Origin of the sequence: Halalkalibacter oceani, from assembly GCF_023715605.1 — a bacterium.
In the GTDB taxonomy this organism is placed as follows: domain Bacteria; phylum Bacillota; class Bacilli; order Bacillales; family Bacillaceae_D; genus Halalkalibacter; species Halalkalibacter oceani.
Genome location: NZ_JAMBOL010000002.1, coordinates 75,906 through 98,578 on the forward strand (window position 1 = coordinate 75,906; position 22,673 = coordinate 98,578).

General features: G+C 46.3%; 25 protein-coding genes. 17 read left to right on the forward strand and 8 right to left on the reverse strand.

Features of this window, described 5'->3' with window-relative positions; all coding sequences use genetic code 11:
* The first annotated feature begins 3 nt into the window (after window positions 1–3).
* From M3202_RS03000 to M3202_RS03015, 4 genes are all read left to right on the forward strand, one after another.
* Entirely contained in the window at window positions 4–981 is a 978-nt protein-coding gene (locus M3202_RS03000) for an alpha-ketoacid dehydrogenase subunit beta (protein ID WP_251191995.1), read from the forward strand.
* A 281-nt stretch (window positions 982–1,262) separates the two neighbouring features.
* Window positions 1,263–2,561 (forward strand): dihydrolipoamide acetyltransferase family protein, encoded by a 1,299-nt coding sequence (locus M3202_RS03005; protein WP_251221878.1) that lies wholly within the window; start codon window positions 1,263–1,265, stop codon window positions 2,559–2,561.
* 2 nt (window positions 2,562–2,563) lie between these two features.
* Window positions 2,564–3,973 (forward strand): dihydrolipoyl dehydrogenase, encoded by a 1,410-nt coding sequence (gene lpdA / locus M3202_RS03010; protein ID WP_251221879.1) that lies wholly within the window; start codon window positions 2,564–2,566, stop codon window positions 3,971–3,973.
* A gap of 190 nt (window positions 3,974–4,163) precedes the next feature.
* Window positions 4,164–4,460 (forward strand): hypothetical protein, encoded by a 297-nt coding sequence (locus M3202_RS03015; RefSeq protein ID WP_251221880.1) that lies wholly within the window; start codon window positions 4,164–4,166, stop codon window positions 4,458–4,460.
* A 76-nt stretch (window positions 4,461–4,536) separates the two neighbouring features.
* Here the strand turns inward: M3202_RS03015 and M3202_RS03020 are convergent, their stop codons facing one another.
* The 3 genes from M3202_RS03020 to M3202_RS03030 form a co-directional block, all read right to left on the reverse strand.
* Window positions 4,537–4,962 (reverse strand): hypothetical protein, encoded by a 426-nt coding sequence (locus tag M3202_RS03020; RefSeq protein ID WP_251221881.1) that lies wholly within the window; start codon window positions 4,960–4,962, stop codon window positions 4,537–4,539.
* Between the two features lie 152 nt (window positions 4,963–5,114).
* Entirely contained in the window at window positions 5,115–6,728 is a 1,614-nt protein-coding gene (locus M3202_RS03025; RefSeq protein WP_349775598.1) for a glycine betaine uptake BCCT transporter, read from the reverse strand.
* Between the two features lie 74 nt (window positions 6,729–6,802).
* Window positions 6,803–7,858, reverse strand: coding sequence for an FUSC family protein (locus tag M3202_RS03030; protein ID WP_251221882.1), 1,056 nt, complete (start codon window positions 7,856–7,858; stop codon window positions 6,803–6,805).
* Between the two features lie 121 nt (window positions 7,859–7,979).
* Between M3202_RS03030 and M3202_RS03035 the strand changes: the two genes are divergently transcribed.
* From M3202_RS03035 to M3202_RS03045, 3 genes are all read left to right on the forward strand, one after another.
* Complete coding sequence (locus M3202_RS03035) at window positions 7,980–8,792, forward strand: polysaccharide deacetylase family protein (RefSeq protein WP_251221883.1); 813 nt, start codon at window positions 7,980–7,982, stop codon at window positions 8,790–8,792.
* A gap of 159 nt (window positions 8,793–8,951) precedes the next feature.
* Window positions 8,952–9,401, forward strand: coding sequence for a hypothetical protein (locus M3202_RS03040; RefSeq protein WP_251221884.1), 450 nt, complete (start codon window positions 8,952–8,954; stop codon window positions 9,399–9,401).
* A gap of 119 nt (window positions 9,402–9,520) precedes the next feature.
* Window positions 9,521–9,649: a GapA-binding peptide SR1P gene (locus M3202_RS03045; RefSeq protein ID WP_251192003.1), complete on the forward strand. Its 129-nt coding sequence runs from the start codon at window positions 9,521–9,523 to the stop codon at window positions 9,647–9,649.
* A gap of 172 nt (window positions 9,650–9,821) precedes the next feature.
* Here the strand turns inward: M3202_RS03045 and M3202_RS03050 are convergent, their stop codons facing one another.
* Entirely contained in the window at window positions 9,822–11,297 is a 1,476-nt protein-coding gene (locus M3202_RS03050; protein WP_251221885.1) for an aminotransferase class I/II-fold pyridoxal phosphate-dependent enzyme, read from the reverse strand.
* A gap of 162 nt (window positions 11,298–11,459) precedes the next feature.
* Between M3202_RS03050 and M3202_RS03055 the strand changes: the two genes are divergently transcribed.
* Window positions 11,460–12,428 carry an NAD(P)H-dependent flavin oxidoreductase gene (locus M3202_RS03055; RefSeq protein ID WP_251221886.1) on the forward strand — a complete coding sequence of 323 codons (969 nt, stop codon included), beginning with the start codon at window positions 11,460–11,462 and terminating at the stop codon, window positions 12,426–12,428.
* A 21-nt stretch (window positions 12,429–12,449) separates the two neighbouring features.
* Window positions 12,450–12,698, forward strand: coding sequence for a UPF0223 family protein (locus M3202_RS03060; RefSeq protein ID WP_251221887.1), 249 nt, complete (start codon window positions 12,450–12,452; stop codon window positions 12,696–12,698).
* 113 nt (window positions 12,699–12,811) lie between these two features.
* Here M3202_RS03060 and M3202_RS03065 read toward each other — a convergent pair whose 3' ends face one another.
* The gene (locus M3202_RS03065) at window positions 12,812–13,459 is read right to left on the reverse strand and encodes a YktB family protein (protein ID WP_251221888.1); all 648 of its coding nucleotides are present in this window, start codon (window positions 13,457–13,459) and stop codon (window positions 12,812–12,814) included.
* A gap of 204 nt (window positions 13,460–13,663) precedes the next feature.
* Between M3202_RS03065 and M3202_RS03070 the strand changes: the two genes are divergently transcribed.
* Window positions 13,664–13,855 carry a YkzI domain-containing protein gene (locus M3202_RS03070; protein WP_251221889.1) on the forward strand — a complete coding sequence of 64 codons (192 nt, stop codon included), beginning with the start codon at window positions 13,664–13,666 and terminating at the stop codon, window positions 13,853–13,855.
* Window positions 13,856–14,173: 318 nt separating this feature from the next.
* Window positions 14,174–14,974 carry an inositol monophosphatase family protein gene (locus tag M3202_RS03075; protein WP_251221890.1) on the forward strand — a complete coding sequence of 267 codons (801 nt, stop codon included), beginning with the start codon at window positions 14,174–14,176 and terminating at the stop codon, window positions 14,972–14,974.
* A gap of 178 nt (window positions 14,975–15,152) precedes the next feature.
* Here the strand turns inward: M3202_RS03075 and M3202_RS03080 are convergent, their stop codons facing one another.
* Window positions 15,153–15,338, reverse strand: a complete 186-nt coding sequence (locus M3202_RS03080; RefSeq protein ID WP_251221891.1) for a DUF5325 family protein — start codon at window positions 15,336–15,338, stop codon at window positions 15,153–15,155.
* A gap of 225 nt (window positions 15,339–15,563) precedes the next feature.
* Here M3202_RS03080 and typA point away from each other — a divergent pair, with 225 nt between their 5' ends.
* Entirely contained in the window at window positions 15,564–17,402 is a 1,839-nt protein-coding gene (typA, locus tag M3202_RS03085) for a translational GTPase TypA (RefSeq protein ID WP_251221892.1), read from the forward strand.
* Between the two features lie 31 nt (window positions 17,403–17,433).
* The gene (locus M3202_RS03090) at window positions 17,434–17,763 is read left to right on the forward strand and encodes a YlaH-like family protein (protein WP_251221893.1); all 330 of its coding nucleotides are present in this window, start codon (window positions 17,434–17,436) and stop codon (window positions 17,761–17,763) included.
* Between the two features lie 384 nt (window positions 17,764–18,147).
* Here the strand turns inward: M3202_RS03090 and M3202_RS03095 are convergent, their stop codons facing one another.
* Window positions 18,148–18,318, reverse strand: coding sequence for a YlaI family protein (locus M3202_RS03095; protein WP_251221894.1), 171 nt, complete (start codon window positions 18,316–18,318; stop codon window positions 18,148–18,150).
* A gap of 185 nt (window positions 18,319–18,503) precedes the next feature.
* Here M3202_RS03095 and M3202_RS03100 point away from each other — a divergent pair, with 185 nt between their 5' ends.
* Both M3202_RS03100 and M3202_RS03105 read left to right on the forward strand, forming a co-directional pair.
* Window positions 18,504–18,959 carry a pyridoxamine 5'-phosphate oxidase family protein gene (locus tag M3202_RS03100; RefSeq protein ID WP_251221895.1) on the forward strand — a complete coding sequence of 152 codons (456 nt, stop codon included), beginning with the start codon at window positions 18,504–18,506 and terminating at the stop codon, window positions 18,957–18,959.
* A 169-nt stretch (window positions 18,960–19,128) separates the two neighbouring features.
* Window positions 19,129–20,457, forward strand: a complete 1,329-nt coding sequence (locus M3202_RS03105; protein ID WP_251221896.1) for a PhoH family protein — start codon at window positions 19,129–19,131, stop codon at window positions 20,455–20,457.
* 112 nt (window positions 20,458–20,569) lie between these two features.
* Here the strand turns inward: M3202_RS03105 and M3202_RS03110 are convergent, their stop codons facing one another.
* On the reverse strand, window positions 20,570–21,085 hold the full coding sequence (locus M3202_RS03110) for a molybdopterin-binding protein (protein ID WP_251221897.1): 516 nt from the start codon (window positions 21,083–21,085) through the stop codon (window positions 20,570–20,572).
* A 110-nt stretch (window positions 21,086–21,195) separates the two neighbouring features.
* Here M3202_RS03110 and glsA point away from each other — a divergent pair, with 110 nt between their 5' ends.
* On the forward strand, window positions 21,196–22,143 hold the full coding sequence (glsA, locus tag M3202_RS03115) for a glutaminase A (protein ID WP_251221898.1): 948 nt from the start codon (window positions 21,196–21,198) through the stop codon (window positions 22,141–22,143).
* A 138-nt stretch (window positions 22,144–22,281) separates the two neighbouring features.
* A complete protein-coding gene (locus tag M3202_RS03120; RefSeq protein WP_251192018.1) occupies window positions 22,282–22,563 on the forward strand; it encodes an Fpa/YlaN family protein in 282 nt (93 codons plus the stop codon).
* The last annotated feature ends 110 nt before the right edge of the window (window positions 22,564–22,673 follow it).

Sequence of the window (22,673 nt, forward strand, 5' to 3'; positions counted from 1 at the left end):
CCAATGGCGCAAATGACGATGATTCAAGCCATTACAGATGCAATGCGTAATGAGCTGAAGAATAATGAAGATGTACTCGTATTTGGAGAAGATGTTGGGAAAAACGGTGGTGTATTCCGGGCAACGGAGGGGCTGCAAAAAGAATTCGGTGAAGATCGTGTTTTTGATACACCGCTTGCTGAATCAGGGATTGGCGGTCTGGCGATCGGACTCGGCTTAACAGGCTTCCGTCCGGTCATGGAAATCCAGTTTTTCGGCTTCGTTTTCGAAGTGTTCGATTCCGTTGCCGGCCAGATGAACCGTCTTCGTTACCGTACCGGCGGAAAACAATATGCGCCGATTACGGTCCGCTCTCCTTTTGGCGGCGGGGTAAAAACACCTGAAATGCACGCTGACAGCTTAGAAGGGCTAATGGCACAGACACCTGGTTTAAAGGTGGTCATCCCTTCGACTCCATATGATGCAAAAGGGCTTCTCATTTCAGCGATCCGTGATAATGATCCGGTCGTCTACCTTGAGCATATGAAGCTGTATCGTTCTTTCCGCGGCGAAGTGCCTGAGGAAGAATATACAATCCCGCTTGGAAAAGCAGATGTGAAAAGAGAAGGAAAAGATTTAACTATTGTTACATACGGGGCAATGGTTCACGCTTCTCTGAAAGCAGCGGAAGAGCTTGAAAAGGAAAACATTGACGTTGAAGTGATCGACCTTCGGACAATTAGTCCGCTCGACATTGATACGATTATTGAATCAGTCAACAAGACAAACCGGGCGATTGTCGTCCAGGAGGCGCAGAAGCAGGCTGGAATCGCGGCAAATGTTGTTGCCGAGATTACAGAACGGGCGATTTTGAGCCTGGAAGCACCTGTGCTTCGCGTGGCGGCGCCTGATACGATCTATCCTTTTGCTGCTGCGGAGGATGACTGGATTCCTGATTATAACGGAATTATTGAAACAGCAAAAAAAGTAATTGAATTTTAAACAATAGATAAGCCTATACAAGAAGGTCTTACAGGTGAAAAAAGAAGAGAGGCCTCATCAAATGGACATGTCCACGTTGATGGGGCGATGAAGCAGCGTGCAGAACGAGCCGCTGTCTTTCATTTAAGGAAGGGAAAGAAGTGATTTTGGAAAATCGCTCGCGGATGCGGCAGACCGGTTCGTTACCTGTCGTCTTTTTAGAAAGCGTGCGGCGGCTTTTCTTAATGAACCTGTGAAGGGTTTTGGTTTTAGAAATTAGGCAGAAAAAGGAGGCACCTCTAGTGGCGTATGAATTTAAGTTACCGGATATCGGAGAAGGTATTCACGAAGGTGAAATTGTAAAATGGTTCATTAAAGCAGGGGACGAAGTAAAGGAAGATGATATTCTTCTTGAGGTTCAAAACGATAAAGCGGTGGTAGAAATCCCATCTCCTGTTGACGGGAAAATTTTAGACGTTAAAGTAGAAGAGGGAACAGTTTGTGTTGTTGGCGATGTGCTCGTGACAATCGATACTGGGGAAGAAAGCCCTGCTGAAGAAGAAAGCGCTCCGGCTGATGACAAAGCAGAAACGAAAGCAGAAGCACCAGCGGAAAAGAAGGAAGCAGAAGCAGCAAGCTCAAAAGAACCAGCTGAAGATGCAGATGATGATGAGACGCGTGTCATTGCCATGCCATCTGTTCGCAAGTACGCTCGCGAAAAAGGTGTGAACATCAAGAAGGTAAACGGCACAGGAAAGAATAATCGGGTATTAAAAGAAGATATTGATTCTTTCTTAGAAGGTGGATCAAGCCAAGGAGAAGCAGAAGCACCGACGACAACGGATGAGGCGGCAGCCGCTGCTCCTAAGAAAGCAGAGCCGCAAGCGATTCCTGCCGGTGAGCTTGAAGAGCGCGTACCGCTAAAAGGAATCCGCAAAGCGATTGCCAAAGCAATGGTGAACTCGAAGCAGACGGCTCCACATGTGACTCATATGGATGAAGTCGACGTCACCGCTTTAGTTGCCCATCGTAAGGAGTATAAGCAAATTGCCGCGGATCAGGGCACGAAGCTGACATACCTCCCTTATGTTGTTAAAGCGTTAACGTCCGCTCTGCGCAAATATCCAACGTTAAATGCCTCAATTGATGATGCGAATGAAGAAATCGTCTACAAGAAGTATTTCAATATTGGAATTGCCGCAGATACAGACCAAGGTCTTGTTGTTCCTGTCATTAAAGATGCTGACCGTAAGTCAATTTTTGCTTTGGCAGATGAAATCAATGAATTGGCAGTCAAGGCACGTGATGGCAAGTTAAGCAGCAATGATATGAAGGGCGGCTCTTGCACGATTTCCAATCTTGGTTCGGCGCGTGGTCAATGGTTTACGCCAATCATTAACCACCCTGAAGTAGCGATTCTTGGCATTGGACGTATCGAAGAAAAGCCGGTCGTGAAAAACGGGGAAATTGTTGCTGCGCCGGTATTGGCTCTATCAATTAGCTATGATCACCGTCTGATTGATGGCGTTACAGCTCAGAATGCACTTAACCACGTGAAGCGTCTATTAAATGATCCACAATTACTATTAATGGAGGGGTAAACATGGTTGTTGGAGATTTCGCAAATGAAGTAGACACACTTGTCATCGGTTCAGGTCCCGGGGGATATGTTGCTGCGATCCGCGCGGCACAGCTCGGGCAAAAAGTAACGATTGTTGAAAAAGGAGAAATGGGTGGCGTCTGCTTAAACGTTGGTTGTATTCCTTCAAAAGCACTCATCACAGCTGGACACCGTTACCATCAAGCGAAGCATTCTGATGATATGGGGATCGTTGCTGAAAACGTAGCGCTCAATTTTGAAAAGGTTCAGGAATGGAAAGGGTCTGTCGTAAAGAAATTAACAGGCGGAGTTGAAGGACTTCTTAAAGGAAATAAAGTCGAGATTGTTCGCGGCGAAGCTTATTTTGCTTCTGCAAACTCTGTTCGTGTAATGGATGAGAAAAGTGCGCAAACATACAATTTCAAAAATTGTATTATCGCGACTGGTTCCCGTCCGATTGAGATTCCTGGGTTTAAATATTCTGAGCGTGTTATTAACTCAACTGGTGCGTTGGCGCTGAAAGAAGTACCAAAGAAATTGGTCGTCATCGGCGGCGGATACATTGGTATTGAGCTTACAGGCGCTTACTCCAACATGGGGACGGAAGTCGTCGTGCTTGAAGGAACAAAGCAAATTCTTGGCGGCTTCGAAAAGCAGATGGCGAAGCTTGTTGAGCGCCGCTTGAAGAAAAACGGCGTTGACTTCAAGATGGAAGCGCTGGCCAAAAGTGTGGAAGAAACGGAAAACGGCGTAAAGGTTACGGCCGAAGTAAAAGGAACGGAAGAAGTATTTGAAGCGGACTATGTCCTTGTAACAGTTGGCCGTAAGCCGAACACGGACGAAATCGGCCTTGAGCAGATCGGTGTTGAGCTTGACGAGCGTGGCATCATCAAGGTTGATAAGCAATGTCGCACAAGCGTCAGCAACATTTATGCGATTGGCGATATCGTTCCAGGACCTCCGTTGGCCCATAAAGCTTCCTACGAAGGAAAAGTGGCGGCTGAAGCGATCGCTGGGGAAAAAGCAGAAGTGGATTATCTTGCGATTCCTGCTGTTGTCTTCTCGGAGCCTGAATTGGCGACAGTCGGCTACAACGAAAAAGAAGCGAAGGATGCCGGTTATGATGTCGTTGCAGCGAAATTCCCATTTGCCGCAAACGGACGTGCTCTATCCTTAAATGATGCAGACGGCTTTATGAAGCTCATTACACGTAAAGATGATGGTTTGGTCATTGGCGCGCAAATCGCCGGTCCAAATGCATCTGATATGATCGCGGAGCTTGGTCTTGCAATTGAAACAGGCATGACTGCTGAAGATATTGCGCTTACGATCCATGCGCATCCAACATTAGGAGAAATCACAATGGAAGCGGCTGAAGTAGCACTTGGCACGCCGATTCATATTGTGAAGTAAGATCATTTTCAACTGTCTGACAGGGGTTCCTGTCAGGCAGTTTTTATTTTTTTATAAAACACAGTTGACAACTAGGAATAATATGAATAAGATAAAGAAAAGAAATGGTAGCTGATCAGATAACTGAAGGCTGCAGTCCGGAAGAAGATTCGGGCTGCAGCCTTTTTGCAGGAAACGGGGAGGGAGTAAGATGGTTGATTCGATAAAACAGCTGCTTGCACATGCCGCAAAACCGACAGGTGAACCGCCGATAACCTTGTTGTTATCGAACCGTTTTATGAAGTTGTATACCGGTTATTCTTCCTGGCAGGAGCTTTCCCGGGACCTTGGGGTCAACACGATTTGCGAAGACGAGCTGGAAAAGGCGATTGCTGCTCACAACCATTTGCACAGTAAAATTGGCTTTACGAATTGGACTGAGATGAAATGTAAAGCTGTAGACTGCTATTATGAGGAAAGGCCATTTGGCATTGTTCCCCATTTTTAGCTTGAGACTAAACAGGTTAAGGGCTGGGCAAAAGGGTGAAAAACAACCTTTTGCCCAGCCCCTTGCAGGTAAGACTTTAAGAAAACGAGGAATGAAAGCTGTAGCTGACATCGCCCTGAAGTTGATAAATTTGAATCAAATGTGCTAAAATTTCGTCTTTTGAGAAGGTGCCTTCCATTCGTAAATTTTCTGTATCGCCCGTTAAGACAAGCATTGTCGGAAATTGTTCAATGTTAAAATAACGAATAAGATCACGCTCTGAGGCGTCGACGATCATAAAGAAGGGGGTATCAGCGGAATCAGATGAATAGATTCGCTGAACTTCAAGCAAAGCATCATAATAACTGCTTTCATTTTGCAGCGTCGATGAGTCAGAAAAAAGCACTGTTACTGTCTCATCAGGTGGCTGCTGCAAGGGGTTTTCAGAGCTTGAAGCCGATGATACACAAGCGTTTAAAAACAAGCAAGAGCCTACAATCATCATTCCAACGTACTTGTTCATCGATACCACTTCCTTAATAAAAGTCCATCTAGCTTATGGAACTTTATTTTAGCACGCATTAAATACAAATGGACGGGCGGTAACAGAAATGTAATCAAATAGAAATAAAGGGTGTGTCAAAAGGCTTGGTTTTCCTTGTGACACACCCTGCTTTATTTTCTTTTTTCATCGGCTTTGAGCTTCTTGAAGGCAAGCTTTTCTTCTTTTAATTTCTCCCGTTCCTGTTTCAGCTCCAATCTTTCCTGCCGAATCCGTTCTTTTTCAGTTGCTAGTGTCGGCTTTTCGGACCGCAGAGCTTTCATCAGGGAGATTACCATTAGGATCATAATGATCGTAAACGGCAGAGCGGCAATAATCGCCGCTGTTTGCAATGCTTCAAGTCCTTGCTCCGATGACAGCAGGACGGCGGCAGTGGCAGAGATGATCAGCCCCCAAATAAATTTGACCGAGTTTGGCGGGTTTAAACTCCCATTCGTCGTTTGCATCCCTAAAACGACGGTAGCCGAATCGGCTGATGTGACAAAAAAGGAAGCAATTAAAAAGACAGCAATGATGGACAGGAAGAAGCCGAGCGGAAATTGCTCCAATACGGCGAATAGCGCCACTTCCATACCGAAATTATTCATGGAAGACATAATATCTGCTGTTCCCTCGCGTTGAAGGTAAATGCCTGTTCCCCCGAAAACACTGAACCAAAAGGCGCCAAACAGCGCCGGTACACCGAGCACGCCAAGGACAAATTCACGGATCGTCCGCCCCTTGGACACGCGGGCAATAAAGGTACCGACAAAAGGAGCCCAAGAAATCCACCAGGCCCAGTAGAAGATCGTCCAACCTTCCACCCATGTTGTTTCCGGATTATAAATATCGAGGCGAAAGCTCATCCCGATCAGGTTTTGAATATAGCTGCCGACCCCTTGAGTAAAGACGCCCATAATATAACTTGTCGGACCGAAAAAAAGCACGAACAAGAGCAGCAATATCGCAAGGTACACATTTGTTTTACTGAGAATGCGAATCCCTCGGTTCAATCCTGTCTGCGCGGAAATCATAAACAGAACGGTAACGACGCCGATGACGATCAGCTGCAGCAAAGTGCCGTTTATCGTTCCGAGCCCCGGTGCTAAATAAGACAGGCCGGCAGAAATTTGGGCCGCCCCAAAGCCGAGCGAGGTTGCGACGCCGAAAATAGTGGCAAAGACGACAAGGACATTGATCGCGATGCCAAGTGTGCCCTTTGTCCGTTCGCCAAGTAATGGCTCAAGTACACTGCTCATCAGCCCGGATGACTCTTTGCGGAATTTAAAATAGGCAAGCGCCAACGCCACGACGGAATAAATCGCCCATGGGTGAAGACCCCAATGAAAAATGGAATAGCGCATCGCTTCTCCGGCAGCAAGATTGGATTCCGGTGCGGCGGATGGCGGTTCAAAAAAATGATACAACGGTTCGGCGACTCCCCAAAACACCAGTCCGATCCCCATCCCTGCCGTGAAAAGGAAAGCAAACCAGGTGGGGAAGGAATAATCAGGTTTATCGTCCGGCTTACCAAGCTTTATTTTTCCATAAGGGCTGAAAATAAGATAAACCGAAAAAATAAGAAAGCTCGTCGCGGCAAGCAAATAAAACCAGCCGAGCTCATTTGTAATAAATCCTTGAATTGACGTCGTAATCGCATCGAGATTGGCCGGGGCCAGTACACCCCAACTAATAAACGCCACAGCGATTAGAACGGAGATGATAAACACAGAGGTCATTTTTCTCACTAGACATTCCACCTTTACTTTTTTTGCACAAATTTAAACATATCATAATTAAACCAAGGAAAACAATTGATCTGCTAAAACAGGGAATTAGCCTTGGTAAAGATATAGGAGGGATACCTAGTTTCCTGCAGCGAAAAGCGATGCTCATCTGTCGTGATCAGGGACAGCTCCTGAAGCACCGTATTAACGGAAAGCAGCTCGTGACAAAGCTGGGAAACGAAGCAGTTTTGCCGGGCCTGTTTTTCGCTTAGCTGCTTGATCACGTTGTTCGTGCTAAGGTGGGCGGTTGTCAGCTGATGATAATGATCGTGCATGACCTCGCGAACCGATGAAACAGAGCGTTGAATCTTTTCTTTTTCCTCCCGGGAAATTGGCCGGTTAACGCGTAAATGATACATTTTGCCAAAATGAATTAACAGCAGCTGCAAGTAGTCGAGTTTTTTTTGCAAATAATCAAATGAGCGTCGCTCAAATGCTGTTGAGCGGCGGTATTGCCATTCATCATGTTGAAAGCGGGCGAGTTGATAAGCTTTCGTTAATTCTTCATGCAAAGAATGATAAGCGGAAAAGCGCTGATTCAAGTCGCTGTTTTCCGGTTTTTCTTCGAGATGGCCATCGACCATTTCGGCAAAATGGTCCGCTGCTTCTTTAAAGAGCTGCTCGACTTTTTGCACGAGCAGAGGGCCGAATTTCGGCGGCAGAATAAAAAAATTAACGAAGCTCGACACGAGTATGCCAATCGACGTTGTGGAAATCCGCGTCAGGAAATCAATGATTAAATGCTCAGAGGCATCTGGCAGCATCGCAACAGCGGTCAACGTAGCGACAAGCGTTCCTGTATCTAATTTCAGCTTTGAGCAAGCGATGATCGTAAACATGGCGACAAGGGCATAGGAAAGCGCGCTTTGACCGAAAAAGAAAAAAGTACCGACGGCGAAACTCGCTCCCATTGCCGCCGCGGGTAAACGAATTAAGCCTTTTTTTAACGAGTCGGCGGCAGTTGGTTCTGTCGTCACAATGGCGGTAATCACCGCAAAGGTAGGGGGGAGGTGGAGAAGATGGCAGATGAGCGCCGTGCAAAAAACGGATACGCCGGTTTTCAAAATTCTTCTTCCAATAAAGGCTTTCATCGAAGTGCCCCCCTTTTTCATCTTTCTTTCTTTAGTATGGAATAAAGATGAATCCGGTATACGAGCATCTACCATCAAAGGAAGATGTTTGCTATCATGAGGTTGGAAAGGGTGTGTAAGGATGAAAAGGCTAATACAAGTGCTGATGATCGCTGCCGTGTTAACGGGATGTCAACAGCCGGTAGAAGAAGACCCGGTTACAGATCCGCCGGAGGAAGCGCGGGAGGACAATTCTGAGCCTGAACAGGAGCATCCTGAGCTTGAAGGAGAGCAGGAGACCAGGGAGGTGGAAGAAAGCGATATGCCGGAGGTCAGCTATCAAATAAATCAGGCGAACTGGACGGTGGAACCGGTCACTGATGAAGAAGAACAAGTTGTGCTGCTGACGATTGATGACGCGCCTGACAAGCATAGCGTCGCGATGGCGGAAACATTAAAGAAGCTTGATAAGCAGGCTATTTTTTTTATAAATGGTCATTTTCTTGCTGATGAGGGCGGGAAAGAAAAGCTGAAATCTATTTATGAAATGGGGTTTGAAATCGGGAATCATACGATGAACCATGCGAACCTAAGTGACCTTTCAGCTGACGAACAGCGCCAGGAAATCGTCGCGTTAAATGATCTGATTGAAGAGGTGACGGGGGAGAGGCCGCGTTTCTTTCGACCGCCATTTGGAGTGAACACAGAGACATCAGCGGCGGTCGTCGAGGAGGAAGAAATGATCGCGATGAATTGGACCTACGGGTATGATTGGGAGGCTGATTATCAGGAAGCCGAGGCGCTGGCTGAGATTATGGTTCAGACGCCTTATTTAACGAATGGAGCGAACTTGCTCATGCATGATCGACAGTGGACGCTTGAAGCCCTTCCGTCGATTATAAACGGACTGGAGGAGGATGGATACGGATTTGTTGACCCGGCTGCGATCGAGTAGACTACTGTCCAGAATAAAGCAAAATCGACAATAGTAGTCGTAACGCTACAACCTTTTACAGGCGCTTTTATGATAAGCTATCAGCATAAGGAGGCTGCTCATAAGTCCATCTTGTAAGCAGGCGACTTATTAAAAGCTTGCTCGTATGGAGGGGAATCCATGAAAAAGAAATCTCAACTTTTGGATGAATTGCGTCTTGAAGTCGGGAGTGTGAGAGAAAAGGTGCAGACACTGGCCAGCTTTTATATTGAAATTACACGCAAGCTGGCAAGGCGAATGTCGAAGCGGTGGTCGGTCAGTATTTATGAAGCAACGGCCGAATCGTTTAAAATGCGGGTGTGCGCAGGGACGAGTTACTTGAATTGCGTGATCCCATTTGGGGATAACATACTGAGCACGGTGGCGATCAGAGGGCGACTCGTCTTTCAAATGGAAGGTCAGCTGCAAAAAGTCTTTCTTCCATTTTACCGGAGCCACCATCTGCTCGGGATTTTAATCTTTTTTGTGCCGCAGGATACATATGAAATAACGGATGATGATTTAGCCTTTATTCGTGAAATTGGCCGCTTTATCGAGGTTCAGCATGCTACATTTGATGCCCCTGCTTAACATTCATTACACTTATTTTTAATTATGTTATACTAATTAACCGTTGACAGGTGAATTAGTGTGTACTATTATAAATGTAATGAAACGCTTTCAAAAAAAGCATAAAGGGGATGCCGATAATGGGTACAATTATTTGCCAATCTTGCAACAAGACGATCGACGTATTTGAAGGTGAAAAAGTGATGACACTTTATGCAAAAGGGAACGGATGCGTACACTGTAAGACAGCTGATAAGAAGAATAAATAAAAAAAGGGGCTGGGCAAAAGGTTGTTTTTCTACCTTTTCCCAGCCCCTTAAGCAATGTATCGAATTGCCACGGAGTGAAAGCTAGTTTTGTCTCAAGCTTTTTATGCGGTGCGGAGCGACTGCCTTGTCAGTTGTATCAAAAAAAGGCGAAACGCGTCCCGGAAGTGCCTCCTTATTGAATCGCGTGATGTTCTTTAATGACCCGCAACGTTTGGAATGTTTCATCTTCCGGACCTTGGACGGGCAAGCCCGCTTTGATGTTTTTTTCAATATACACGAGATTCTCTTCCGTAATGATTTCACCTGGAATAAAAATCGGGATCCCAGGAGGATAAACCATAATAAATTCAGCAATGATCCGACCGGCTGAATGGTGAAACGGAATGATCTCTGTTTCCGCATAGAAGGCATCGCGCGGTGAAAGCGCCAATGTAGGAATATCCGGAACCACAACTTGATTATGGCGCTGCTCCAGCCGCACCTTCGGCATCGAAGCAAGCGTTGATAAAGCCTCGACGAGACTATCCATTTTCTCCTCCGTATCGCCGATTGTCACAAGGCAGAGGATATTATATAAATCGGAAAGCTCCACTTCAATTTGATAATGCTCCCGCAGCCACGTTTCCACCTCATAGCCGCTCATCCCTAGCTCTTTAACAGAAATAATCAATTTAGTCGGATCGAGATCATAGGTCGCTTTCGTTCCGAGAATGTCACGGCCGACGCAGGATAACAGCTCGATTTCGTTAATGCGCGCTCTCGTTGCTTCCGCCAGCGTAATCACTTCCGTCAACAGCTCGCGTCCTTCGGTTGCCAGTCGTTTTCTGGCTGTGTCGAGAGAGGACAAAAGCAAATACGAGGTTGACGTTGTCGTCAGCATGCTAATAATCGACTGTACACGCTTTGCAGAGACGAGACCTTCCTTCACGTTTAAAACAGAGCTTTGCGTCATCGAGCCGCCAAGCTTATGGACGCTCGTGGCAGCCATGTCTGCACCTGCCTGCATCGCCGACATAGGGAGCTGGTCGTGAAAGTGAATATGAACGCCGTGAGCCTCATCAACTAAGACAGGGATGCTGTAAGAATGAGCGATCGTAACGATTTCTTTCAAATTGCCGGCAATCCCGAAATACGTAGGATTGATGACAAGCAGTCCTTTCGCCTCGGGATGAGCTTTAAGAGCCTTCTCGACCGCCTCTGTCGTGATCCCGTGAGAAATGCCGAGCTCTGGGTCGATTTCCGGATGAATGAAAATCGGCGTGGCTCCTGAGAAGATAATGGCCGACATAATTGATTTATGGACATTGCGCGGGACGATGATTTTATCCCCCGGCCCACAGACGGCCATAATCATTGTCATAATCGCGCCACTCGTTCCCTGGACCGAGAAAAAAGTATGGTCTGCGCCAAATGCTTCGGCGGCAAGGTCCTGAGCCTCTTTAATAATGCCGTGAGGATGATGTAAGTCATCTAACGGCTGAATATTTATCAGATCAATGGAAAGGGCGTTGTCGCCGATGAAATGTCGGAACTCGGGATCCATCCCCTTTCCTTGTTTGTGACCGGGAATATGAAATTGGATTGGTTGTTTTTCGGCATGCTTGCGAACACCAGTGAACAACGGAGTCAGATGTTGTCGTTGCAACATGTTCACCTCTTATCATGGACTTGTTTTATCAAAACAAAATTGAGTATATCAAAAATGTCGGTTGCTGCATAGCGGGAACAATAGCCTGGCAAGTAGAAAGAATAGGAAGATCAAAAAAGGAATGGTACGATGAGGGGAGAAATAGAGAGTAGGGAGGTAGAGATGATGTGGAAAACGAGAGTAACGGATTTATTGGGCATTCCTTATCCCATAATTCAAGGCGGACTTGCGTATTTAGCGTATTCGAATTTAGCTGCGGCTGTGTCGCAGGCAGGAGGACTCGGCCAAATTACGGCGATGTCCCTCTCATCACCTGAGGCGCTGCGTGAGGAAATAAAAAGCGTACGGGCGAAGACTGACAAACCATTTGGCGTCAACTTCTCAATTGGGCAGCGGCGCCGTCCTTATGAAGAGATGCTTGAAGTGGCGATTGAAGAGGAGGTTCCGGTTATTTCGATGACCGGCGGCAATCCGGCGCCGATTTTGGAGCGGTTGGCAAGCACAAATTGCAAGAAACTCGTGCTTGTGGCAGCGAGAAGACAGGCGGTCAAGGCCGAGGAGCTTGGTGCCGATGCCGTGATGGTTGTCGGGCAGGAAGGAGGCGGCCATCTCGGCCGCTCTGATGCAGGGACAATCGTGCTTACGCCGCAGGTTGTCGACGCTGTTTCGATCCCGGTCATCGCCTCCGGCGGAATTGGCGATGGCAGAGGTTTGATGGCAGCGATGGCTTTAGGCGCTGAAGGGGTGGAAATGGGAACGCGTTTTATCGCGACAACTGAATGCGTTCACGCTCATCAGGTGTATAAGCAGAATATTTTAGCGGCGACGGAGGATGATACGGTCGTCATCAAACGTTCTTTGGGCGCTCCGGCACGCGCCCTTCGCAATACATGGACGGAGCGGATTTTGAAGCTTGAAGCAGATGAACCCGGTTATGATGTGTTAAAGCCGTATATTAGCGGGGAAGCAAACCGAACCTATATTTATGAGGGGAAAGAGGAGGAAGGCTTTGCCTGGGCCGGTCAGATCGCCGGTCGCATTCACAATATTGTACCAGCAGCTGAGTTGATCGCCGGAATGATGAAAGAAGCAGAAGCGATTCGCCGGCGATGGTCATTACCTGAGAAGTGAAAAGAAAGAGGAGTGGTGAGAATGGAGACGAAATTACCGATTTCACTTGATTGGTCCACCGAAGAGGTGGTTGATGTCATTCAATTTTTTGAAATGCTTGAGAAAGCGAGCAAGCAAAAGGTAGCACCGGAGCAGGTGCTCGACAAATACCGCCGCTTCAAGGAGATTGTCCCGAGTAAAAGTGAAGAAAAGCAATTGTTTAAAGCCTATGACGAGGAATTGGGTATTTCCTGCTTTCACACGCTGAAGAAAATCAGGGAGCAAGGATAAAAAGAGGAGCTTCGGACCTATTGGCAAGGGATTCACAACGAGGCCTTCAGCAGCTTCCTCATTGCTTAAAGGCTGGGCAGAAGGTAAAAACCTTAGACCCAGCCTTCTCTCCGTTACTGCATCGCCAGCCGGTAAAACGGCAGAAGATGCTCGTATGTCTCTTTCGCATAAGCGGTGAGAGCTTGTCCGTTGGCAAGAAGCGGATCATCGCGCTTAATATGACGTCCGAGAAGAAGCTCGGCTTTTTTCACATCGCGAAAGCGGGTGAGATAGTCGGTAAGCTCTGGCTCCGATAAATCCGAGATGAAATAAGCATCCTTTTTCATATGATCCGGAGAAAGAACGAAATCATCAGGAAGGTCCGAGAGCTGGTCTTTATGGTCAAGAAAACGATTGGCAATCGGCGCTTTATTCGGCAGTTCATAAATCAGCGCCAGCCATAAAAACAAATGGTCGTCAAATAATCCGAGCTGGAAATGCGGGTGTTTTTTATACCCTCTTTTATTTTCGGCCACCGCGAGCCATGTATCATTAGGCGGGTTAACTTTGCGGCGGGCATGTCTGGCAATATGCAAGTGCATTTCATTTCCGACGAGCATCGACAGCTCACTCGCCAGCGCCTGACCAATTTCCTCAAACTTCGGCTGAATGTTTGTTTGAATCGCAGTCATTCGCTCTTCAAGTCCCTCAATTCGAAAAACATCAAAATCACGAGTCGTAAAACCAGGTAATGTCATGTTATGTCCCTCACTTTTTTTCATGCTTCTTTTATCCTATCATACCCTAAAAAATTACTCTAAATAAATGCACCAGCGAACATGTGGAGAAATGGCAATTCCTGCTTTCCGGTGTTTTTTGATTGCATTTTTTTCTGATATAACATATGCTATATTAAATAACTGAAAATTTCGTTTATTGACGCATGAAAAAAGAGGAGTCAGATTACTGTAAGGGAGTGTAGCGATATGGAACAAGTAGTGCAAACTTTTAGACGTAAAGACGGCGAAAAGAGAGTTTCTGTATTACGGCTTGAAATTGATTATGAGCTGACAACCCTACATGATGCTATACTTGCAGAAGACCTTGATGTAATCAATCAGACGAAACGACGGCTGGAGCAATTGCGGCGTGAACTTCTTCAATTAGAAGTGTATTGAGAAAGAGAGGCTGGGACAAAGGTTGTTTTTTACCTTTGTCCCAGCCTCTCTAAGCAATGAGCGGAACCGCCACGATCTTTTAAAGCCCGTTGTGAGTGGGTTTCTCACAACGGGCTTGTGGCGTGTGAAGCCATTGCCAGTAGGTCCAAAGCTAGTTTTGTCACAAGCTCTTTGCGCATAACGGAGCCACTCCTGTGTTGTTTACCTTAAGCTTGGCCTCTTTGATGGGACAAAACAAGGTTAGATTTTCCTTCTATCCTAATCTGTGTCATAATAAAAGGGAAGGGAAGCGTCATTCATGTTGAGGGGGTCACGGATATGACTATGAACTGGATAGAGCTTGAGAAGATCGCACAGGAATGGACGTATGAAGCCGCGAATATAATAAAGGATTCTTTGGCGAAGCCGATCCATATCGAAGCGAAATCAAACCCGAACGATCTTGTAACGGAAGTGGATCGGGCGATTGAATCTTATTTTTTTGATAAAATTTCAAAGACCTACCCGGATCATCATTTTCTTGGTGAAGAAGGGGTCGCAGAGGAGCTGGAGTCCCTTGAGGGCACAGTTTGGATTATCGATCCGATTGACGGGACGATGAACTTTGTTCATCAAAAATATAATTTTGCGATTTCAGTAGCGATTTACCATGAAGGTGTCGGCATGGTGGGAATTGTTTATGACGTGATGAGCGATGAGTTATTTCATGCCGTAAAAGGACACGGCGCTTATATAAATGGAAAAGAGCTTGTGCCGGTGAAGGAACGTCCGCTTCACGAGTCCGTTATCGGCTTGAACGCCCGCTGGATCGTCGATGGCAAGCATTCCTACCGAAATCCGCTTCTCGCTTTAATCCGCGATGTGCGCAGCGTCCGTTCCTATGGCTCGGCTGCGATCGAGATTGCGTATGTGGCCGCCGACCGACTTGACGGTTATCTTAGTGTCAATCTGTCGCCATGGGATTATGCCGCGGCCGTTATCCTGCTTGAGGAAGTAGGCTGTCAGGCATCAACCTTCCAGGGCGAACCGTTGATGCTGCTCACTCCAAGCACTGTCATTGTTGGAAAACCGCATTTACATAAGGAAATGATCTCCGCCTATTTAGGAGAGGAACAGTAAAAAGGGTGTCCCGACCGGGACACCCTTTTTACTGCGTGGAAGGCGAAACGCTGAAATTACTCTGTGTTTACGGTAGAGAAGGAATCCCCGGCGGGGAGCAGTGTTCCATCCTGTTTGCTTTTTAACCCATTGTGCAGGCTCCACTCACTGCTTCAAAGCTGTCGTTGTACGACAGCTTTTACATATCACTCGACTCTCTTAATTTTTTACGCAGATTAAAGCCAAGCCCCATGGCGATGAGGATGCCGATGAAGGCTAAAATGCCAATAAGAGTACTTCTTTCAGCTATAGCAACTCCGATACTCATGATACAAAGGACAGTAATAACAGCGAGAAGCAGGAATAGCATATTTTCTTTTTTCATTTGTTTTCCCCCTTAGAAAAACAATCCCTTCTTTACAGTTTACCGTGAATTGTGCGGAAGGAAAAGCCTCCATTGTGACAAATACGTTAAACCTCATGCTTGTAGTGGAATGGAAAAAAAGGGCGGCGTGTGCTAAGATTCGACTTTTTCCTGTCGAATAAGGTTTCAATAAATTTAATTTGTGATATACTTGTACAGTTAATGAACGAATAAGGAGCGAAAAAAATGAAAACTCGTAATGATATACGCAATATTGCCATCATTGCCCACGTCGATCACGGAAAAACGACGCTTGTTGACCAGCTTTTAAAGCAGTCTGGTACATTCCGTGAAAATGAACAGGTCGATGAGCGGGCGATGGATTCAAACGATCTGGAAAAAGAGCGCGGAATTACGATTCTTGCTAAAAATACAGCGATTCACTATGGTGATACACGAATTAATATTATGGATACCCCGGGACATGCCGATTTTGGCGGTGAAGTGGAACGGATCATGAAAATGGTTGATGGTGTGCTGCTTGTCGTCGATGCGTACGAAGGCTGTATGCCGCAAACGCGCTTTGTGTTGAAAAAAGCGCTTGAACAAAAGCTGACTCCAATTGTGGTCGTTAACAAAATCGACCGTGACTTCGCCCGCCCTACTGAAGTGGTTGACGAGGTAATCGATTTATTTATCGACCTCGGCGCTGAGGAAGATCAATTGGATTTCCCTGTTGTCTATGCCTCGGCGATTAACGGTACGGCAAGTAAAAATCCTGAAAAGCAGGATGAAGATATGTCGTCACTGTTTGAGATGATTATTGATGCGATTCCGGCTCCTGTTGATAACAGTGATGAGCCGCTGCAGTTTCAGGTCACGATGCTTGATTATAATGATTATGTCGGCCGGATTGGGATTGGCCGCGTCTTTCGTGGAACGATCAAGGTCGGCCAGCAAGTGGCTTTAATGAAGCTCGACGGATCCGTCAAGCAGTATCGCGTGACGAAAATCTTCGGCTTCCTTGGTTTAAAGCGGATTGAAATCGAAGAGGCGAAGGCCGGCGATTTGATTGCTGTTTCCGGGATGGAAGAAATCAACGTTGGGGAAACGGTTTGTCCGGTTGACCAGCAGGAAGCACTGCCGATTTTGCGGATTGACGAACCGACATTGCAAATGACGTTTCTCGTTAACAACAGTCCTTTTGCTGGACGTGAAGGAAAGTTTGTCACGAGCAGAAAGCTTGAGGAACGGTTGAAATCAGAGCTGGAAACTGATGTCAGTTTACGTGTTGAAAATACAGATTCTCCGGATGTGTGGATTGTCTCCGGCCGTGGAGAGCTGCATTTGTCGATCCTAATTGAAAATATGCGCCGCCAAGGCTATGAGCTGCAGGTTTCCAAGCCTGAGGTCATTATCCGTGAAATTGACGGCGTAAAGTCAGAGCCGATGGAACGGGTTCAAATTGATGTGCCTGAAGAATATACCGGTTCGGTGATGGAGTCGCTTGGAGAGCGTAAAGGTGAAATGCTCAATATGACGAACAACGGCGGCGGCCAGGTTCGCCTGGAATTTCTTGTGCCGGCGCGCGGGCTGATTGGTTATACGACAGAGTTCCTTTCGCAGACAAGAGGGTACGGGATCATTAACCATTCTTTTGACAGCTATGCACCTATAACACCGGGCCAGGTCGGCGGACGACGCCAGGGTGTGCTTGTCTCGATGGAAACCGGAAAGGCTACTCAATACGGGATTATGCAGGTTGAAGATCGCGGAACGATTTTTGTTGAGCCGGGAACGGAAATTTACGAAGGACAGATTGTCGGTGAACATACGCGTGATAATGATCTGTCTGTCAATATAACGAAAATGAAGCAGCAGACGAATGTTCGTTCCGCGACGAAGGAAAACACGGTCACGATGAAAAAGCCGCGGATCATGACGCTTGAAGAAGCGCTTGAGTATTTGAACGAAGATGAATTTTGTGAGCTGACGCCACAGTCGATTCGTCTGCGGAAGAAAATTCTTAATAAATCTGAACGGGAACGTGAAGAAAAGCGGAGAAAGCTCGCCATGAAGTCATAATGCTTTGCGTTAGAAAGGTGAGGTGCTGAGGATGGGAGAGCAACAGTTAACCGAACAAGAGCTGGAAAATTTAACGTGGCTGATGAGAGCAACGGCGGAAAATCCATGGAACGGGTTTTGGGCTTATGTAGCGATCGTCGCCCTTGGGATTATCGTTTTTAACTTGGGATTTGCCCGGGAGCTGCCGATTTTAAAGAAAGTTGTTGTGTATGTGATGCTGGTGATTGGCTGCTTCGTCCTGTGGATTCTCGAATTTGCTTTCGGGGCACCGATTATCGTCGTCTTGATCATATCGGCTTTATTTCTCGGGGCGTACCGTTTCCGCTTGCATCTTCATCGAAAACAGAACGGCCAGGCATAGCAAGAAGGGTGTCGCCAGAAGCGTTAGCTTTTGCGGCACCCTTCTTTTTGTTTGAGAGGATTCACAGCTATGAAGGAGTGATAGAGATGAACACCTTGAAGACTCGCCCAATAATTGTTCTAGCGCTAGCAATCGTCATTGCGATCCTATTTGCTGGCGGGACAAGCCTATCAAGGAGTATCATTCGACATGCTGAAAGCAATGAAAACTCAAAAGGTCCATAAAGAACGATAGAAGGGGTCCATCATGAACCTATTTGGTACTTTATTGATGGTTTTCCGGTTTCAATCCAAACGATCTCCTCCTCTATCCATGTTAGATAAAAAAGCCTGTCGACCGTCTCGTTTTCAGAGACTTTGTCGACAGGCTGACTACATTGGGCTGCTAACCAATATGGCGCTTCGCGTTTTTCTTTTCTTCTGTTTTTCGGGTGATTCGTTCATGGCATTCTTCACACATATAGGTATGAATCGGGCGATTACGCAACCGCTTGGCGAGCGGAAGGTGATCGTCAAGCGTATCAATTTTATCACATAACACACATTTGACTCTCATGCTTTTCACTCCATTCTCTCTCTATTGTATGAAAAACGGCCAAAAAAGTCTATCTTTGACGGGGCTTCTTTACCGGAGAAGGCGAAGGTTTTTTCCGGCGGCAACAGAAATCAGTTTGCTTTGACGATAAAAATCGGTATAGTAGAAGGTGAGAGTGGGAAATGAATGAAATGGGAGGAATGTACATGGCTAATCGAGTAGAGCAGACGTTAACCGAGGAGTTGTTTCCCCTTCTGCAAAAGGAAAGATATGTCACGATTGCGACAACAGATCACGAAACAAATGGTCCGAACGTGACAGCTATTTCATGGATTTTCGCACCAACTATGGAGACGATCCGTTTTGCGATCGATAATCGTTCGCGCATGCTTGCCAACATGAAAGCGGAAAGCCGTATTGTCATTTCATTAATCGCCAACGGTTCCACCTATTCAATTTCTGGCTCAGCGACGATTGTCACTGAGAAAATAGAAGCTGTGCCTTTAAAGCTGGCACTCGTCGAAGTTCAAATAGAAGAAGTACGCGACGTGATGTTTTACGGAGCGAAAATGGTAACTGAACCTCAATATGACAAAACATATGATGCAGAGGCGGCAGCGAAATTAGACCGTCAAGTTATGGACGCACTCAAAAAAGCTTAGTCAGTGGACGACTGGGCTTTTTTTGTCTGAAGAGGACGATTTCCTTCGTCTAACTTATCAGGCTTGCACATACATTCAAAATAGATAGGGATTGATGTACTAAGTGATCTCTGCTGCATATCTTACTAATAAGCAGTCGATAATGATTCTTTAGTCAGGAGGCAAAATATTGAAGAAAATTTACGTTTTGGACACGAACGTACTTTTACAGGACCCGTACTCCATCTTTTCATTTCAGGATAACGAAGTGGTCATCCCGGCGATTGTACTCGAAGAGGTTGATTCAAAAAAACGTTATATGGATGAAATTGGGCGAAATGCACGTCAATTTTCTAAGCTGATAGATAATTTACGAGGGAAAGGAAAATTGCATGAAGGTGTCCACATTGAGCCTGGGGGAAAAGTAAGAGTTGAATTAAATCACAAGTCGTTTCAGCGGCTGAAAGATTGGTTTGCCGATATGACAAATGATAATCGAATTATAGCAGTTGCCTTAAACCTCATGTTAGAGGAGCAGGAAAAAAATGAAGGCAGAAAAGTGATTCTTGTTAGTAAGGACGCGCTCGTTCGGGTAAAGGCGGATGCGCTCGGTTTGACTGCCGAGGATTATCTCAGTGATCGCGTCGTCGAGCTTGATCATGTGTATCCGGGCTATGTCGAGGTCTATGTCGAGGCTGAAGTGATGCAGTCATTTTATGCGAATGGCGGGCTGGCGATTTCCGAATTGACGAAGCATCCTTTTTATCCTCATCAATTTATTATTATGAAGGACGCCCTCGGCAGCTCAAGCTCGGCGCTTGGGAAAGTCGAGCCGGATGGAAAGATGGTAAAGCCATTTGTCTGTGACATCGATCAAGTATGGGGGATCAGGTCGCGAAATGTTCAGCAGCGGATGGCGCTTGAATTGCTGTTGCGCGACGATATTCATCTCGTCACGATGATCGGCAAGGCGGGAACGGGCAAAACCTTGCTTTCGCTGGCAGCCGGGTTGATGCAGACCGAGGATATGGGCAAGTATAAGAAGCTCGTCGTCGCAAGGCCGGTTGTGCCGCTCGGCAAAGATATCGGCTATCTGCCCGGCGAAAAGGATGAAAAGCTCCGTCCGTGGATGCAGCCGATATACGACAATCTGGAATATCTTTTTAATACGAAAAAGCCAGGCGAGCTTGATCATATTTTAGCGGGGATGGGTTCGATTCAAGTAGAAGCACTTACCTATATTCGCGGTAGAAGTATTCCGGATCAATTTATTATCATTGATGAAGCGCAAAACCTGACAAAGCATGAAGTGAAGACGATTTTGACGCGTGTCGGGGAGCGGAGCAAGATCGTGCTGATGGGTGATCCGCAGCAAATTGATCATCCTTATCTTGATGAATACAACAACGGGCTAACCTATGTCGTTGAAAAGTTTAAGGATCAGACGGCGAGCGGACATGTGAAACTGGTGAAAGGGGAACGCTCGGGACTGGCGCAGCTTGCTGCCGATTTACTATAGGGGAGGGGGTTGTCTAAAATGCTTCCTATTACCTTTTTAGACAACCCTGAAGCCACTGCGGTTTTTTAGCTCAATGACAGTAACAAGGGGCTACCTTTCAAGCTACCCGGAACTATTCTTTTAACAAGGTAAAACGTGAAATAAACTTGATCGGGTTTTTCCTGTTCGAGCCGTCACCAAAATAAAGGTGAATAGGGCCGTCTTCCCGTAAAGGCTGGCCTTTATCGGCGAAGCCGGCGACTGCTGCCAGTGCCTGCTCATAGGTGATTCGCTCTGTCGTCCCGTCCTGTTTATGAATATCGACATGAGTGGTGTCGGCATGCGGTTCGGCGTTTGCCAGAAATGGCTTAAGCGGCATGCCAAACGATCCTTCAGCCAGTTTCTTTTTGTCAATCGTAATTCGGTTTTGATTGGAGTTTGGATTGGGCGGCTCAGAGCCTTCTGTAATTTCTTTGTCCCATTGGGCGGAAATCGCCTTTTTGTAGGCCGTTTCCTCGTCCTCTTTCGTTGCCAGTTCATCAAAATATGTATGGAGATCGATTTTCCGTTCATCAAAAATCCAAACGGATGGGTCAATCGTTAACGGATGATCAACGTTTCCGTCAATAAAAAAAACAAATTCATTCATGGATGTTCCTCCTAAACTTGCGGATTCATTTCCTAAGTATAAAGGGTTACAAGCTTTTTGTCACTTTTGGGAAAGCTATTGGGACAGTTCATGAATGGAGGAGAGCAACGATGTCAGAGGATCAGCAGCTGCTTTGCAAATATGAAGAGGATCTGAGAAAAATGGTGAGTGAGACAAAGGAATTGACGAAATTCGGACAAGTCGCTGACTATATTCCGGCGCTTGCCGAAGCAGACCCCGATGATGTGGCGGTCGCGATTTACGACGGGAGAAATACATGTTTCAGCGAAGGCAATGATGAGCAATTATTTACACTGCAAAGCATTTCAAAAGTGCTGACGCTTGCCCTGGCTTTAATCGATCATGGCGAAGAAACAGTTTTCGCTAAAGTCGGGATGGAGCCGACGGGGGATCCGTTTAATTCGATTTCAAAGCTGGAAACACAGGTTCCATCAAAGCCGCTCAATCCAATGATCAACGCAGGCGCTTTAGCGGTCACCGCCTTGATCAAAGGAGGGTCGGTTGATGAAAAGCTGACGAGGATTCTCGAGTTTGTCAGACTTCTTTCTGGAAACAGCGCCCTTACATACAATGACAAAGTCGCCCGGTCTGAGTGGGAATCAGCTGACTTGAACCGTTCATTGGCTTATTTTTTACGGCAGCACGGTATTATTGAAGGGGATGTCGAGAAGCTGCTTGAATTGTACACGAAGCAGTGTGCGATCGAGGTCACGTGCCGGGATTTGGCGAAAATTGGCTATTCGCTCGCTTATGACGGGATTCATCCTGATACAAAAGAGCCGATTATGGAAAGGGATATCGCCAGACTTGTTAAGACATTTATGGTAACTTGCGGTATGTACAACGCCTCAGGCGAATTTGCGATTAGGGTTGGAATCCCGGCGAAAAGCGGTGTCTCTGGCGGAATCATCGGCGCCGTTCCGTACCGGCTTGGAATCGGGATCTACAGCCCGTCTCTTGATGACAAAGGGAACAGTTTAGTCGGGATGAAACTGCTTGAGAAGCTGTCCAAGAAATATCAGCTCAGTATTTTTTAAGAAAAGCCGCTGTGCGGTTTTCTTATGAACAGGCCTGATTGGGGAAAAGACAACCTTTACAGTGAAAATCATTGCAATTTTGTAGGGAAAAAGATACTATTAAAGACAAGGATATTTTCAGATGAAGGAGGGGTCAAGATGTCAGCAGAAATGGTGACTGGACAAAATGAAAAAGCATTCGCCCTTCTGAAAGCAGATGCGGAAAAGATTCGGCAGTTAATTGAAGTCCAATTGGAGAATTTAACCATGCCTCAATGTCCTCTTTATGAAGAGGTGCTTGATACACAGATGTTCGGTTTGTCCCGGGAAATTGATTTCGCCACTCGTCTAGGTCTTATTGATCCAGAGGCAGGAAAGCAAATTCTTGGAGAGCTTGAGCGAAAGCTGGCGGACTTGCACGAAGCATCCATGCGTAGATAGAACTAAGCTATTTCACTAGCTTGGTTCTTTTTTTGTCGGAGAATAGAAAGCGATTACAATTCAGAAAAATAAAAAAATAGATTGCAATTCTTCCCGCTGCCTACTTATAC

Excerpts from the sequence above, each read along its gene's own strand:
- M3202_RS03000 (WP_251191995.1), top strand. The coding sequence starts at position 4 with ATGGCGCAAATGACGATGATTCAAGCCATTACAGATGCAATGCGTAAT.
- lpdA (WP_251221879.1), top strand. The coding sequence starts at position 2,564 with ATGGTTGTTGGAGATTTCGCAAATGAAGTAGACACACTTGTCATCGGT.
- M3202_RS03015 (WP_251221880.1), top strand. The coding sequence starts at position 4,164 with ATGGTTGATTCGATAAAACAGCTGCTTGCACATGCCGCAAAACCGACA.
- M3202_RS03020 (WP_251221881.1), bottom strand. The coding sequence starts at position 4,962 with ATGAACAAGTACGTTGGAATGATGATTGTAGGCTCTTGCTTGTTTTTA.
- M3202_RS03030 (WP_251221882.1), bottom strand. The coding sequence starts at position 7,858 with ATGAAAGCCTTTATTGGAAGAAGAATTTTGAAAACCGGCGTATCCGTT.
- M3202_RS03035 (WP_251221883.1), top strand. The coding sequence starts at position 7,980 with ATGAAAAGGCTAATACAAGTGCTGATGATCGCTGCCGTGTTAACGGGA.
- M3202_RS03040 (WP_251221884.1), top strand. The coding sequence starts at position 8,952 with ATGAAAAAGAAATCTCAACTTTTGGATGAATTGCGTCTTGAAGTCGGG.
- M3202_RS03045 (WP_251192003.1), top strand. The coding sequence starts at position 9,521 with ATGGGTACAATTATTTGCCAATCTTGCAACAAGACGATCGACGTATTT.
- M3202_RS03050 (WP_251221885.1), bottom strand. The coding sequence starts at position 11,297 with ATGTTGCAACGACAACATCTGACTCCGTTGTTCACTGGTGTTCGCAAG.
- M3202_RS03055 (WP_251221886.1), top strand. The coding sequence starts at position 11,460 with ATGATGTGGAAAACGAGAGTAACGGATTTATTGGGCATTCCTTATCCC.
- M3202_RS03060 (WP_251221887.1), top strand. The coding sequence starts at position 12,450 with ATGGAGACGAAATTACCGATTTCACTTGATTGGTCCACCGAAGAGGTG.
- M3202_RS03065 (WP_251221888.1), bottom strand. The coding sequence starts at position 13,459 with ATGAAAAAAAGTGAGGGACATAACATGACATTACCTGGTTTTACGACT.
- M3202_RS03070 (WP_251221889.1), top strand. The coding sequence starts at position 13,664 with ATGGAACAAGTAGTGCAAACTTTTAGACGTAAAGACGGCGAAAAGAGA.
- M3202_RS03075 (WP_251221890.1), top strand. The coding sequence starts at position 14,174 with ATGACTATGAACTGGATAGAGCTTGAGAAGATCGCACAGGAATGGACG.
- M3202_RS03080 (WP_251221891.1), bottom strand. The coding sequence starts at position 15,338 with ATGAAAAAAGAAAATATGCTATTCCTGCTTCTCGCTGTTATTACTGTC.
- typA (WP_251221892.1), top strand. The coding sequence starts at position 15,564 with ATGAAAACTCGTAATGATATACGCAATATTGCCATCATTGCCCACGTC.
- M3202_RS03090 (WP_251221893.1), top strand. The coding sequence starts at position 17,434 with ATGGGAGAGCAACAGTTAACCGAACAAGAGCTGGAAAATTTAACGTGG.
- M3202_RS03095 (WP_251221894.1), bottom strand. The coding sequence starts at position 18,318 with ATGAGAGTCAAATGTGTGTTATGTGATAAAATTGATACGCTTGACGAT.
- M3202_RS03100 (WP_251221895.1), top strand. The coding sequence starts at position 18,504 with ATGGCTAATCGAGTAGAGCAGACGTTAACCGAGGAGTTGTTTCCCCTT.
- M3202_RS03110 (WP_251221897.1), bottom strand. The coding sequence starts at position 21,085 with ATGAATGAATTTGTTTTTTTTATTGACGGAAACGTTGATCATCCGTTA.
- glsA (WP_251221898.1), top strand. The coding sequence starts at position 21,196 with ATGTCAGAGGATCAGCAGCTGCTTTGCAAATATGAAGAGGATCTGAGA.
- M3202_RS03120 (WP_251192018.1), top strand. The coding sequence starts at position 22,282 with ATGTCAGCAGAAATGGTGACTGGACAAAATGAAAAAGCATTCGCCCTT.